Source organism: Paenisporosarcina sp. P4_B8 (assembly GCF_056402175.1).
Map to the genome: position 1 here is coordinate 99,572 of NZ_JBFUHX010000009.1, position 14,526 is coordinate 114,097.

Annotated in this window: 15 protein-coding genes; all 15 read right to left on the minus strand. The window is 38.9% G+C overall.

Going from position 1 to position 14,526, the window contains the following annotated elements; translation table 11 throughout:
- Nucleotides 1–47: 47 nt before the first annotated feature.
- Complete coding sequence (locus tag AC1DSK_RS10390; protein ID WP_477531867.1) at nucleotides 48–683, minus strand: hypothetical protein; 636 nt, start codon at nucleotides 681–683, stop codon at nucleotides 48–50.
- A gap of 87 nt (nucleotides 684–770) precedes the next feature.
- Nucleotides 771–1,526: a prepilin peptidase gene (locus AC1DSK_RS10395; protein WP_477546978.1), complete on the minus strand. Its 756-nt coding sequence runs from the start codon at nucleotides 1,524–1,526 to the stop codon at nucleotides 771–773.
- A gap of 59 nt (nucleotides 1,527–1,585) precedes the next feature.
- Nucleotides 1,586–2,524 carry a LysM peptidoglycan-binding domain-containing protein gene (locus AC1DSK_RS10400; RefSeq protein WP_477546979.1) on the minus strand — a complete coding sequence of 313 codons (939 nt, stop codon included), beginning with the start codon at nucleotides 2,522–2,524 and terminating at the stop codon, nucleotides 1,586–1,588.
- The gene (locus AC1DSK_RS10405) at nucleotides 2,517–3,266 is read right to left on the minus strand and encodes a hypothetical protein (protein WP_477546980.1); all 750 of its coding nucleotides are present in this window, start codon (nucleotides 3,264–3,266) and stop codon (nucleotides 2,517–2,519) included. Before AC1DSK_RS10405 ends, AC1DSK_RS10400 begins: the two co-directional genes overlap by 8 nt.
- A 2-nt stretch (nucleotides 3,267–3,268) precedes the next feature.
- Nucleotides 3,269–4,222 carry a type IV pilus biogenesis protein PilM gene (gene pilM / locus AC1DSK_RS10410; RefSeq protein ID WP_477546981.1) on the minus strand — a complete coding sequence of 318 codons (954 nt, stop codon included), beginning with the start codon at nucleotides 4,220–4,222 and terminating at the stop codon, nucleotides 3,269–3,271.
- Nucleotides 4,223–4,242: 20 nt separating this feature from the next.
- Complete coding sequence (locus AC1DSK_RS10415; RefSeq protein WP_477546982.1) at nucleotides 4,243–4,704, minus strand: prepilin-type N-terminal cleavage/methylation domain-containing protein; 462 nt, start codon at nucleotides 4,702–4,704, stop codon at nucleotides 4,243–4,245.
- 129 nt (nucleotides 4,705–4,833) lie between these two features.
- Entirely contained in the window at nucleotides 4,834–6,045 is a 1,212-nt protein-coding gene (locus AC1DSK_RS10420) for a type II secretion system F family protein (RefSeq protein ID WP_477546983.1), read from the minus strand.
- The gene (locus AC1DSK_RS10425; protein ID WP_477546984.1) at nucleotides 6,045–7,085 is read right to left on the minus strand and encodes a type IV pilus twitching motility protein PilT; all 1,041 of its coding nucleotides are present in this window, start codon (nucleotides 7,083–7,085) and stop codon (nucleotides 6,045–6,047) included. The genes AC1DSK_RS10420 and AC1DSK_RS10425 overlap by 1 nt, the downstream gene beginning before the upstream one ends.
- A gap of 8 nt (nucleotides 7,086–7,093) precedes the next feature.
- Nucleotides 7,094–8,743 carry a GspE/PulE family protein gene (locus tag AC1DSK_RS10430; protein WP_477598217.1) on the minus strand — a complete coding sequence of 550 codons (1,650 nt, stop codon included), beginning with the start codon at nucleotides 8,741–8,743 and terminating at the stop codon, nucleotides 7,094–7,096.
- A 15-nt stretch (nucleotides 8,744–8,758) separates the two neighbouring features.
- Entirely contained in the window at nucleotides 8,759–10,126 is a 1,368-nt protein-coding gene (locus AC1DSK_RS10435; RefSeq protein WP_477546986.1) for a VanW family protein, read from the minus strand.
- On the minus strand, nucleotides 10,127–10,531 hold the full coding sequence (locus AC1DSK_RS10440; RefSeq protein ID WP_477546987.1) for a hypothetical protein: 405 nt from the start codon (nucleotides 10,529–10,531) through the stop codon (nucleotides 10,127–10,129).
- A 10-nt stretch (nucleotides 10,532–10,541) separates the two neighbouring features.
- The gene (locus AC1DSK_RS10445) at nucleotides 10,542–11,912 is read right to left on the minus strand and encodes a hypothetical protein (protein ID WP_477546988.1); all 1,371 of its coding nucleotides are present in this window, start codon (nucleotides 11,910–11,912) and stop codon (nucleotides 10,542–10,544) included.
- 144 nt (nucleotides 11,913–12,056) lie between these two features.
- Nucleotides 12,057–13,508: a hypothetical protein gene (locus tag AC1DSK_RS10450; protein WP_477546989.1), complete on the minus strand. Its 1,452-nt coding sequence runs from the start codon at nucleotides 13,506–13,508 to the stop codon at nucleotides 12,057–12,059.
- A gap of 14 nt (nucleotides 13,509–13,522) precedes the next feature.
- Complete coding sequence (locus AC1DSK_RS10455; RefSeq protein WP_342543372.1) at nucleotides 13,523–13,984, minus strand: PulJ/GspJ family protein; 462 nt, start codon at nucleotides 13,982–13,984, stop codon at nucleotides 13,523–13,525.
- Nucleotides 13,981–14,508: a prepilin-type N-terminal cleavage/methylation domain-containing protein gene (locus AC1DSK_RS10460; RefSeq protein ID WP_477546990.1), complete on the minus strand. Its 528-nt coding sequence runs from the start codon at nucleotides 14,506–14,508 to the stop codon at nucleotides 13,981–13,983. The genes AC1DSK_RS10455 and AC1DSK_RS10460 overlap by 4 nt, the downstream gene beginning before the upstream one ends.
- Nucleotides 14,509–14,526: the final 18 nt, after the last annotated feature.

Consider the following 14,526-nt stretch of genomic DNA (forward strand, 5'->3'; position numbering starts at 1 on the left):
AAATGTGTATAAAGAGCAATAATTTCATTTTGACCAAATAAAAGGGCTTATAATTCAATTTTCAAGCAGTCATTTTGTGCGAAATAATGCGATAATAATTGAACTCTAATGACGTTTAATTCCTTTGAAAGCGTTGATATAGCAGCAATGTTAGAGTCCCAGTCCTTTGGTTTGGCATCCTTATTTCCAGTGTCCGCAAAATTAAATTTTGCCGGGTCTGGATTCGCAAGGAAAACAGGTAATTTTTGCATGGCTTGTTCGGTACATGCTGCCGAATTGATCCGGAATGGTTTAACGAAAGACTCCGTGCTGCCTTCCACTTTCACTTCACTTTCCACGGTGCTTGCTGCGGACCACACAAAATATTTTCCATCGGTGATGACAATGGCTGCGGATTTCATTGCTGGATTTGATTGAAGCAAGGCAGTAGCCCCGTCGGCTGTGGTAAATACACCGTGTTGCTTCGCATAAAATTGAGTCGGTGTTGTCGTATTTGGCGGTGCAGTCACCTCGACTTGTTCTGGTTTGTCAGTCGTTGCGGATGTCTCAGGAGTCTCAGCTTTCGAATTATCCTGCCACTGAATAAAGATTGCGAATATGCCAATCGAAACAGCTCCGATAAGAAAACCATGTATGATTGCCAATGTGTATGAAAACTTTGAGAACGTTTTTGAAAGACGCAATTGATCACCCCGTTTTTCTTTAACGCTACCATTTGAGCAATAAAAAAAGACAAGACCGGTGTCGGCTTGTCCAAAAAAGTTTTCGAGTTAAACTAACAAATTTATATACCAATCGAGTATTTGTTTCCCATAAAAATAGACAACGATGGCTGCGAGTGCAATCGACGGTCCAAAAGGCACTGGCGTTTTGCGCCCTTGTTTTGAGCGGCGCAAGTGAATGACGCCAACGATTGCACCAATAAATGCAGCAAAGAACAAAGTCAATAAAGTCGGAATCATCCCAAGCACAAGACCAATGACCGCGAACAATTTAATATCGCCACCACCCATTCCGCCTTTCGACAAGATCGCAATCAGTAACAAAATTCCAAACCCTCCGGCAGCACCTATGATACTGTCCCACCAAGGCTCTAGTGGAGATAAAATCCGCGCAATAATTAATAAAACACCAAAGAACAACAGGACTTTATCTGGGATAAGCATATAAGCAAAATCTGATACCGTGATGATGACGAGCATCGATATAAACAAAATTGCAACAATCAGTTCCCACGAGAAACCTAGTTGATAGAATGCGAAGGCAAACAAACCTCCCGTCACAAGTTCCATCACGGGGTAAATCCAATTGATTTTTGTCCCACATCCCCGACATTTCCCTTTCAGGAAAACAAATGAAAATACCGGAACCAAATCTTTGATCGTCAAACGTCGATCGCAAATCGTGCAGTGCGACGGCGGCGACACAATCGATTCATTTTTCGGTAAACGCAATCCGACGACATTGTAGAAAGAGCCAAAAATAAGTCCGTATATGAAAAATAATGTTGTATATAAAATGTCCATACATACCTCTCAATCACACAAAAACTGGAGGCAACGTACGCTCTCCAGTTTTTGTTTCGTTATTTTGGAATGACTAGTGTTGAATTTGCTACGATTTTGTTTGAATGTAAACCGTTTGCCTGTTTGATTTTCTGTTCGCCTGATCGATCTCCATAGTATTCAATAGAAATAGAGTATAATGAATCGCCAGGTTGAACAGTGTACGTTTGAGATTCAAAATTACTGGATACCGTGTCTGAATCGGAAGTTGCTTCTTCGTCCGTTTCAATGTTCTCGATAATCTGACCTTCCACCAGTGCAGTTTCATCTTTACTCGACTCTACTTCTCCAGTAACAACACCATTGTTCGCAGGAAGCGGATTCCCTTTTTCTGCTGGAGGTGGTGTATCAACTTTAGGACCTTCTTCGAGTAGTTCGGTTAGGTCTGGTCTATAAAATGCAGAGAATGTCAGCGTCAGTTGTAATTTCTCATCTTCTTGTTCAGTGGTTGTCACTTCACCAGAAGAGCTGAACTGAATCGAATCAACGATTAATATGCGATCCAATTTTTCAAGTTCATCGATGAAAGTCTCCAATGTCGTGTAGGAAGGCGTTTCAATCGACAAACTCACAAGAAGTTCCTGAAGTGTCTCAACCCCTTCTGGAGGGGATTCAATGACAACTGGTCCTTCTGTAAAGCTCACAGATTGAACAAGTGACTGTGAGAGAACTTCCGCTTTCTCAATTTGCAATAAAACAAGTTCAGATAATGGATCAACTGGAACTTTCTTTTGCAATTCAAGCGAACTGACCACTGGAATTTCAGGCTGATCAGCCAGTTGTTGTTCCAACGCAAACAATACTTGTCGATCCGTTGTGAGCGTCGTTTCAGAGACAGCAAAACTCTCTTTTTTGGGAGAGTAGAATGTGAAATATGAATAGGCAAGTAATACGATACAAAATAAACTAGATAAGACGATCAGGCCGACTTCTTTTTGTTTACGTGTCAGACTACTCATTTACATCATCTCCTTGCGCATCGTCTGCAGGAGGTTGCGTTTCAGTCACAGGCGGTTCAACTGGTTGTTCTTCCGCTGGCGTTTCGCCTTCTGTTGGTGTTTCCCCTTCAACTGGAGGTACATTCGGATCTACTGGTACCGCAGTCCCTTCAGCTGGCATACGTGTATCTAAAAAAGTGATTAAGTATGAAGCCAAATAACGGGGCATAACAGGTTCAACTGCTGTCGCAGTGCCATCAGTTTCTTCTTCCTCTGCTTCTTCCAACGGTTGATATGTAAGGGTTGATAAGCTAGCAGCAGTAATCATCTCAGATGCTTTTAATTGGGTTAAATAAAATGCCGCTTCACGCGATGTATCAAATTGCACGTCCACTAGTGCTTCACTTGGTGAAGTAAACGAAAAGTTCATGAAAAATCCTCGTTCAGGAAGTAGTGAAGTTAGTTCTCGAATTAAAGGCAAAGTATCATATTGATAAGCTTCCGCCCAATCAACTGTTTTTTGCAACTTTTGAGTATCGTTCAATGCTTCCGTTGTCAGCATCTGTTCTTGAATGGCTGTTTGCTGACTGGCAACTTCTACACTTTGGGAACTCAATACTTGTTCCTTGTTCTCATAAGAATTTCCTAGGAAATAAAAAACGAGCCCTCCGAATAGGCCGATGAAAATCAGTAAGATGGCAGCCACGACAAAGGCGGGACGGTCCCGTTCTTTTTCGGAAAGTAAATTAATATCGACTAACATCTTTACACCTCTTTCAACGCAAGTCCGAGTGCTCGATTAAAGCGTATCGGGATGGCTTTTCCATCTTCCATATAAATCGTTTCGCGAACAACTGTGGAAGTATGAACTTCGAAACGGAGTTCCATTTGTCGCAATAGTTCTTCCCAATTATCCATTTCACCGTTAAGCAAAATATGTGTGATGCCTTCATTTCCTTGGTTCATATTGTAGCGATAGAAATTGATGAGCTTTGAGACTTCAGATAGAAGTGATTCCATCTTTGATGTTTGTGCTCCACTAAAGAAATTCGACTCGTCAGGTTCATTCACTTCAACAGGTCGCATGAACAATGGGAAATGTTGATGGAAAATCGAAACGGTATAGTTATCGTTTTTAACATCCAATAACAAAATATGTTCTTCACCGCTATAGGCATATTGGGAATATGCCAAACGATACAGGGCAAGTGGTCCAATATCGGCCACAATCGGTTTCATTTTAACGTCTTCAAAAGCATCTTCATATGTATTTAAAATACTTTCTTTTGAAGCAATCAATATCGCTTCTTTTGTATCAGTTGATGCAGTGTAAGGGACCACATCAAATACGGGGTCTTCGAAAGGTAAATAAAGTGTAGAACCAATTTCAATAAAGAAGTGGCCTTTCAACTCATCCCTTCGAACATCGGGAGGATATGATAGTTTGCGGATAATCACATATTCGTCTGGCGCTAAGAACCGAACGGATTTGCGGGAAAGTTTCCATTCTTCCACAGCCTCGCCTAAAATAGACACCAGCGTATCCGCGTCCACAATTTTGCCATCCGTAACAACGTCAGAAGGCAAAGAACGCTCCTCTGCACAAACTACATGCAAAGGAGACGTTGACTTCACTTCCACCATTCGGATCGCATCTTCTTCAATTGTAACCGTCGCCACGCGAGAGCGTTTGTTTAGGAACGATGGTGTGAAATTCATAGAATCAGCTCCAAAGATTATTAGGAAGTTGCAGGTGCAGAACCTTTTTTAACTCTAACTGCTCCAGTTTCTACTCGTGAACTATTTGCAGTTCCAGAAATATTAGCTTTAGTTGCTGCGACTGTATTCATATACATATTCCCAGCATTTGCAGCACTAGTAGCTACTTTAGTTGCTTTAGTATAAGTAAAAGCAGTTAAAGAACCCGCATCTTCTAAATATACTGCAGTTGTTGCAGAAGCTGTAAGATCTGCTAAAGAAACTGATGTTGCAGTAGGATTGTCAATTAAGTATAATTCAGCAGCAGCAATTGCATTTAAATTATCAGCTTTCATAGCACCTACACGTGAATTTTCAATTACTCCTCCTATTGCAGGGATTGCAATTGCCGCGATAATCGCCAAAATAACGATTACTGCTAGAAGCTCAATTAATGTTAAACCTTTTTGTTCTTTTAATTTGTTTTGAATGAATTTTCTCATCCTGTAAGCCTCCCTTTTTTCTATAAAATGGTACTTGTACCAGTACAATTTCATGATAGCACCTTTATATGTCGAAATATATAGACAAATAGACTTTGTGCTCATTTTTATTATATATTTTTGAATTATTTACATATTATCCACATTCTCAAATAGACCAAACATTGGTAATAAGATTGCCAAAACAATGGTGCCTACAAGGCCAGCTAATAAGACAATCATCAAAGGTTCAATCAATGCTTTGAGCTTATCAGTTTCCGCATCGACTTCTTTTTCATAGAATTCAGCTACCCGCTCTAGCATGTGATCAAGAGCGCCAGTTTGTTCTCCAATTGAAATCATGTGGGGAATCAAGGGCGGGAATGCCCAATGACCCATCATTGGTCCTGTCATCGACTCTCCTCTTTCAAGCCCGTCTCGAGATTTAAGAATCACTTTCCCTATTACTTCGTTACCAACTACACGCTCAACCATAGTTAAAGCAGTTAAAATAGGAACTGAGCTGGAATACAGTGAACTTAATGTCCGTGTCATTCTGGCCAGGGCGGCTTTTTTTAAGATGTTGCCAAAAATTGGCATACACAATAAAAAAGTATCGAGCATGTAACGTCCCTTTTCATCTCTTCGCATTAGCCATAAACCACCTACTAATATCGCAACTATCGCAATCAATATATACCAATAATTTTGTACAAAATCACTTGCACCCATTACGAATCTGGTGATGAGTGGTAATTCCCCACCAAAATCATTAAACATTTCAACGAACATTGGAACGATTGACGTCAACAGGAAAATAACGACCCCTACCGCCAAAACAGCAACAATAATAGGATAAGTCATTGCGGAAACTACTTTTTGACGGGTCACATATGCTTTTTCAAAATGAGTTGCCAAACGATCTAATGATTCATCGATTGATCCTGTTAACTCACCTGCTTGCAACAGGTTAATGACGAGTGGTTCAAAAATCCTAGGAAATTTCCGGGCAGCGTCAGATAAAGAATTACCGCTTTTTAAATCATCCGCAATCTCAACCAATGCTCGTCGCAAAGCTTTTGACTCTACTTGTTGAGATAGGATGACAACAGAATCAACTATCGTTACACCTGCACGCATTAACGTGGCGAATTGTCTCAAAAACATGATGAATTGTTCCCGCTTGACGGGGTTCCCGATGACAATATCTTTTTGAAGAGCAGTTTCAGCCATTTGTTTGATTTCAGTGATGCGAATGCCGTCGTCTCGAAGTTTCACGATTGCCTCACGTTGGTTCGCTGCTTGAATAATTCCTTTTCGCACGGCTTTACGGTCACGACCTACATATTGAAAGCGTGCCATTAATGCTCGTCCCCTTCAAGATACGGTTGTGCCGCTTCTTGTGTAATTTGGCCAGACTCGACAAGTTCTTTTACGGAAGTTGCCATCATGTGCATGCCAGCAGCTCGATTCGTCAAAATGACGTTTGGAATTTGATATACTTTCTCCGTACGGATTAAGTTCGAAATTGCTGGATTTGTAATCAAGATTTCAGTAGCCGCTCGACGACCTTTGCCATCTACTGTCTTGATTAATCGTTGACTAATTACCGCTTTCAACACGCCACCAAGCTGAGTACGTACTTGCGCTTGTTGTTCTGGCGAAAACACATCAATAATACGTTCAATCGTCGATGCGGCACTTGACGTATGTAAAGTACCCAAAACTAGGTGACCCGTTTCAGCCGCCGTAATGGCAATACTGATGGTTTCCAAGTCACGCATTTCCCCTACGAGAATGACGTCTGGATCTTGACGTAGTGCTGCACGAAGACCGTTCGAGAATGATTTTGTATCAAATCCGACTTCACGTTGGTCAATAATACTTGTTCCATGTTCGTGCATATACTCAATCGGATCTTCCAGCGTAATGATATGTAAGTTCATATCCGTGTTCATATGTTTGATCATCGCAGCTAACGTAGTCGACTTCCCTGAACCAGTTGGACCTGTTACCAAAATAAGCCCTTGCTTCGTTTCCGCTAATTTCTTCAGCGTATTCGGCATTTGCAATTGCTCGACTGTCGGAATGACTTGCGGAATGGTCCTAAAAGCAATAGAAATCTTGCCTTTTTGATGAAAAGCATTCACACGAAAACGAGCTACATTTTCAACTACATGTGAGTAATCGAGCTCTCCTTGCTCCAAAAACGTATCCCATAACTTATCGGGTGTAATTGCTTTAGCCATCTCTCTCGACATTTCCGGGGTTATTGGAGTGGAACCGAATTTGACAAGTTCTCCTTGCACACGAAATACAGGAGGAACGCCAACTGTTATATGAATATCGGATGCTTTTTGCTGAAAAGCATTGGTTAATAAAATATCTACTGATTCTCTCATGTTCTCACCTAATCTTGAAGGGCAACACGCAGAATTTCTTCTGTCGTTGTTTGGCCTTCTTTTACTTTCATCAGTCCGTCGTCTATTAAGAAGATGGTGTCATTGGCTTGGGCAATTTCTCGAATTTCTGCTGCAGTACCACCGCGGTTGATGACACTTTTAATTTGGTCATCAATGATTAGTACTTCATGAATGGCCATACGACCACGGTAACCAGTCATGCCGCATGATGGACAACCTTTTCCTCGCGAGACCGTCTGTATATCGAGTCCACGTTTCTGGAAAATATCAATTTCACGAATAGTAGGCTCCTGTTTCTCTGCACAATCACGACAAACTTTACGCACAAGACGTTGTGCCACAACGGCATTAATCGAACTCGTAACCAAAAACGGCTCCACACCCATATCCATCAATCGAGTGACCGAGGCGATTGAGTCATTTGTATGGATCGTACTTAATACTAAGTGACCCGTTAAAGAAGCCCGAATCGCAATTTCTACGGTTTCTTTATCTCGAATCTCCCCGACCATGACGATATCGGGATCTTGGCGCAGAATCGAGCGAAGGCCAGCCGCAAATGTTAAGCCTACATTCGAATTCACTTGAATTTGATTTATCCCTTCTAGTTGATATTCAACAGGATCTTCAACCGTAATGATATTCACTTCTTCATCATTTAGGTAGCTGAGCGCTGCATATAACGTTGAAGACTTACCCGAACCAGTTGGACCAGAAATCAGGACAATTCCATTTGGTTTGGCTATTTCTTTCATGAATCTCTCATAATTCTTTTCGTGGAAGCCGAGTTTTGATATATCCGTTAAGTTATTGGATAAATCCAAAATACGCATAACGATTTTCTCACCATAAACGGTAGGCAGAGTAGAGACACGTAAGTCAATTGGACGAAAATCAACATTCGTTTTAATACGACCATCTTGAGGAATACGATGCTCCGTGATATCAAGTTTTGACATAATTTTCACACGTGCCGTGACCATTCCCTGCATTAGCTTTGGAAGTGTTCGTTCATCATGCAACACTCCGTCAATACGGAAACGCACTAACAATCGAGTTTCCTGTGGATCAAAGTGAATATCACTCGCTTTTTGAGTCACCGCCGCAGATAAAATCTGATTAACGATTCTTACTACCGGTGCATCGATATCAAGCAGTTCTTCCTGTTTATCAACTGCAGAAGCTTGATCTACCAAGAAATCGTCAAACGATTCCTCTTCGTAATATTTGTTGATGGTTTTTAAAATCTCTTCCTTAGATGCAATCGCGGGAATGATATGAAAGCCGGTAATCAGACGCAAATCATCCATCGTAATGAAATCCATTGGGTCTTTCATGGCTACGTATAGTTTGTCCCCTTCTACTTTCAAAGGTACCATTAAACTGCGTTTTGCAACGTCTTTAGGAATCAGGTTAAATAACTTTGCTTCGAATGGGTAGTGATATAGCTGAACTTGAGGGATACCAAGTTGAATTTCGAGTACTTCGAGCAGTTGTTGCTCGGTGATAATTCCTTGCTGCAAAAGTGCGTCCCCAAGTTTTTCTTCCCGTGGTTTGTTTTGCAACACATTCGTTAGTTGGTCATCTGTAATCAAACCATTTTCAACTAGTAAGTCACCCAGTCTTTTTCGAATCAAGTTACACTCCCCCTATTACTTGCTTGGCGGAATAAGATTTCCACCTTTATCGTATTGTGGTTCCGAATCATTTTCATCATTCGCGTTACTGCCAGTATCATTAGTTGAACCAGAATCAGTTGAACCTCCCATAGAAGTTCCATCTCCTGTTGTTCCAGTACCCGTTCCGGTAGAAGGTTGTTCGTTTGAACCATCTGTCGTGCCCGTACCATCTCCGGTTCCCGCAGCAGGTATCGTAACGGTCAATGGATGAATTTCTACTTTATGAACAGGTGGATAAAAATCTTTAGATACTTCTTTCGTTTCTATAATGGCAGAGTCTGAACGTATGTTTTTAAATACAGCGACTTGAATGCCATTTTCACCTTGCGTTTTTACGCGCATCGTATTTGGTTCTACGAATGAACTATATTGTTTAATGGTTTTCGGTAGAAATTCCTGCTTATCACTGATTGTCGTTTCGTATTGATAAATAAAAGGAAATCCAGTGAGGCTAGCATTAAGACCTGTCCCCACTTCGTTCAGATTGATGGTAAAGCCGGTAGCATTCGGGTTTGTAAATACAAAATCAACCCCAAGTTCACGGTTAATGGAAGCTTCGAAGCCAAGCGGAACAGTAGTAGGAACAACCGGTCCGATACTTCTTTCATCCACCCCAAAATTCGTTTGCAATACCGACGCATATAAAATAGAAGCTACTGTGGTTAAATCTTGTTCCGTTAAAATTCCCAAATCCGTTGATTCGATAAATTCCAGCATCGAAAAAGTAGATTTCGGATTGATTACGTATCCATTTAGAGCTGTCATCAAATTACGAATGCCCACTGATGATTCAATATTGTTGAAAGTCACATTAGTAACTGCAGTATCGACTTTAGAATTTGCCAGTAAAGCACTTGTAATATCGATGATTTGATCTTTTCGTCCAGCGGCCAATTGTTCACGAATCGTTTCCGTGACAATTGCGATTTCTTCATCACTAAACACCATGGGAGAAAATTGTTGATTTAGGAATGTGCCAACGGATTCCTTCGTCACATCAAATTGCAGTTCATTTTTAGCTCCATCTTGTGCGTTAGTTAACGTGCTATCCGTATTGAATTGTACAACTTCCACTGGGAAAGGAACGACTGCATCTTGCAATTTAATTTGGACATTCGCTTCGCCGTACCAACCTTTTACACCTGTTTGCACGGTTACCGCAGCCTCGTTTTCAGGCAAATTTGAAACATCGTAAGGACCTATATATGTTTGTTCCCCGAAACCTTTTGATGGGAAAACTACTTCATCGATTACATATGTACCTGCTTGTGTTACACCGAAAAATAAAACAGTTGAGCCCAGTAGCGCTGCAAAAGTCGTCCCAAATAATTTATTGTTCATTTATTGGTCCTCCTTTTTTGCAGGTTTTAACCAGTCTTCAGCTTGAGATTCAATAACAGGTTGAACTTTCGGTGTAGGAGAAGTTGCTGCAACATAGGATTCTGAAGGTTTTTCTATCGCTTCATGAATAGATTTCGGCACATATAAATGCAATTCTTCTTCTTGAAGTTTTTCATTTTCCAACCGTTTCGTTAAAATTACGGCCCCTGCAAATAACAAACCTAACATAATCAAAACAGAATAATAGAGACTTAGCGTGGATTGTGCCAACAAGCCTAATAGAGCGATGATGAATCCGCCAAAAAGAAACATTAGCTTAGTTTTTAAATCTATTTTTTTTACGGATACTATCACGATTGGAAACACGATAAATGCAACCAGGATGAGAATAAGAAATTTAATCATGTTTCACCTCTTAGGGATTATAATTAACAATTACTTTTGCATTCTGCTGTTTATCAATATATGATGCTGTCACCTCAGTTACAGGTGGCGGTATTGGGACGTTAACGCTATTTATGCAAAATCCTACAAAATTCTTATAGGTTCCTATGAATCTCTCAGCATCGGGAATCTGTTTTGTTGAATTTGATGTGAAGTAATAGACATTTTCATGCTTTGAATTTCCGCCTTTAACTTCAAATGAGCTGTTATTAACATCAATCCCGTCTAAATTAATACATAACTTACCAAATTTAGCATCTGTATGTTTATCAATTTTTAATTTTATGGGGTTGTTATTGTCGCCAGTGATAAAAACATTTCCACTAATATTTTTAAAATGACTATCTGAATTAACGCCCTTAACAATTGCAGTACCTGCGTAATTATTGCCGTTTGTATCAATATTAATGATCCCATCCAGGAATAAAGTTAACTGACTTAGTGCTTTAATTTGATCTATGGAAATATCCTTGTTTGAATATACCTTCAAATTATTATATCCAGCTGCACAATTACCTTTAGGACAAAATGAACTCTCGATATCCTCTGCTAGTATTGTTATTTTACTAAAATCAATACCATTCTGTGAATTTTCAAAAACAGATGCTATATTCTCTGTCTTACTCAATTTACAAATTACTCCCTCAGTTAAAGGCTTAATATCTTTACAATTTTTATTAGTTACTGGGGGAGTAAATAAATATCTATTCATTGCTGTTGAGTCGTATGGGTTTGGTTCTGGAGCTGGCTTGTTTTTTGAAGTGATACTAGAAACAAATGTTGGTATTGGTACTAATAGTTCGTTTTTCAAAACTGCTGGTTTATCATCTGAATTTCCTTCAACTGAAAAAGGTAACTTATAATAGTTTACTCCATTAAAAAGAGTTGTATTTACCTGTACAACAGATTGATCTAAGACGGAATATGTTACTTCATTATCTAAAATCTTGTTATCAATAGTTTTAATGGATTGGTAGTATGTATTAAGCTCAATAAAGAACTTTTCTATTTGTTCAGTTGTTAGTGAATTAATTTTTGTTTGGGTTTTACAATTACTATGTTCAATATTTCCGTTACAAATAGCCAAATTATTCACAGCAGCTTCTAATTCCGTAACATGTTTTCTATATAACAAAGAAATTTGATTCTGCATATGACTTTCAACATATTTAACACCTAATTCTGCAGCTACAACCGCTTGATTTTTTTGATCAACCGTTTGCTCTTGTTTCACATGGTTGAGCGAGGCACTCATGAACACCGCTGACATGCTTAAGAATATTATAATGGTAAATAAAACTATTAAAAGAGCATATCCTCTATCATTTAACAATTTTTTCATTTTTCCGATAACCCCCACCGAGACTTTTGGTGTGTTTTTTTCAAACTAACTCATCCTATTATCATACTATTTGTATAAAATGTCATGTTTAAATAGGAAAAAATACATAAAAAGAAAAGAGTCGAGTTATTCGACTCTTTTCTTTTAGTTACCATAATCAACTGTCGCTTCAATTTCACTCGTGCTATCGATAAATTGTTTCATTGAATGCCCTTCTGGTAAACCGGAAGTATTTACATTACATTCATTTAAAAATGCCACGAAATCATTCATGTAAATTATCTTATCCTCAACGGCTGCGGGTAGTTTAACCATATCCGTCCGACCAGGGTAAAGAATTAATTTTCCATTGCCACTTAATATAGAGGGGTCAGTTAAATCAGAAGAATTCGCTAAACTTATGCCATTCAAATTAATACACATCTTAGAATTGGTCGAGACCGTTACGCTTTTTCCTGTTGATTTCCAATCTATATAACCGGTCTTGGCTTCATTCCCTAAAACAACTAGATTACTGTTCGTCAAGTTCATACTTACATGGAATGAGTACGAACGACTGACGATTGTGTTGTTATCTGCTGAATTACTGTTTTTAAGGATTAAGTCGCCATCTACGTACATGGAAATGTCTTGAAGTTGATTCAAGTTATCTACATTTACCGTTTGATTTGACGGTTTTATGTAAACTGTTCCGCCTCTGCCATCTAGATTGTTAAAATTACATTTGGACTTGTCTTTTACTGCATAACATAAATCCTCTACTTTGATACTTACTTTCGAAGGATCTGGCAAACTAGCTAAATAACTTTCAAGATTGGTGCCAGTATATTTGCAGACACCTGAAGTCATTTCACTAGCTTTGGTAGGACAAATGGTCGTATTGTCATTTGGTGGAATGAAAATGCGATCGACCGTTTCTTTTTCACTTAAAATCGTTTTGATTACAATATCATTCGTTTCGGATGTATGATCCGGGATGGTTACAATCAATTTAGCATTCAGAGTTTTAACTAAAGCATTTTGTTTCCCTTTTACGGAAAGAGGTATTTCAATTCTGCGAGTTGCTTGATCAAACACCAGGTTGGAGGCAAGTGGCATTAACTCATATTTCGTTTTTGAGTCAATTTTATTTTCTTGAGGAGCTAAGTCTGCATACATCCGATTTACCTCTGATGTATACATATCCACGCCGGCCTTTTCAATTTCTTGCGTTTCACAATCAATCCAGTTATTAATGTGTGCATTGGAATAAAAGACATTACATGCGGCAGTAGACATTCCAGAAGGGAGTGGTAAGTTATTATCCTTTGCAGTGGTAACTGCCGTTGCTTTATCCACTAAAGTAGTCAGACTGCTATTCATGAAATTTTTATAATCCTGATTTAATATTTTTATTTCATTCTTTAGATTGTTGATATTATATTTTACACCCATTTCGGCCGCGACAACGGATTGATTGCGGACGTCGACAGTACTTTCCTGCTTGGCATTATTAAAAGATGCGGCAACAAATACTGCTGATAAACCAACAAAAATAACAACTAAAAAGAGGACAAGTAACAAAGCATAACCTTTATGGTTTTTTACATACTTCATTTGAATCCTCCTCTTTACTTAGTTGTTTTATATCTCGTAAGTATCGTGTTTATTTTGTAGGTCGCATTTTTATATTTCACTGCAGCAACCAATGTGTAGTCATCTTTCGTTGGGTTAATCATTTGATTTACACTTGTCATAGTCACATTGAAACGAGTATCTGAAACTGGCTTGAATGAACTGGCAGGTGGCTCAGTTGTACTTGTACATAATGTAGAAGATACAGGAGCAATCATAATTCCACCAGAAGCCCCTTTAATGTAATAACAATCCCCTTTACGGTGCTGGTTCATTAATTTCGAAACAATTAAATTTGCTTCCTGTTGAGCGGAAGTCTTATTGGATTCCGCTATTGAATGCTTAAAGCCGATTCCCAAAGTTGTCATAATTAATATAGCTACCATTGAAACTAAGGCTAGAGCCACTATTAATTCCACGAGTGTTATGCCTTGATTATTTTTAATATATTTGATCATGAGGTCACCTCAATATAGCCATAAGTTTCACTACTCAATTGACCTCCGAGCGTATAAATTTTAAGAATGGTCTTATATAAAGAAATGGTTCCTGAAAGATCGGGCACATCGAATACTTGAATTTCGAATTTAAATTCTTCCCCTGAATCAACTGTGCTATTAAATTTGAATGAATTGTAATCGTCTTTATTAGTTGCCGGTTCGTCTGTAATTACGTGGCTATTAGTTATTGTTGTGGTTTCTTCAAATTGCAATTCAATAATAGGTTTAATCTGATCAAAAGGAATTATTTTTGTTGAAGTATGGGGAATATATTTCCCTTTGCTATTTTCAATAAACTCCGTCATTTCCTGCCGCACTATATTCATCGTATCCAACTTTGTCTCCGTCTTCGTATTAAATAAAGTCATTTGCGGAAACACAGTCATAATACCCACGAAAACAATTCCCATTATGACAAGGGCTGCCAGAACTTCCACGAGTGTCAGTCCATTTTGTTTGGATTTATTTGGAAATAGTTTCATATAATTTTTCTCATTTCA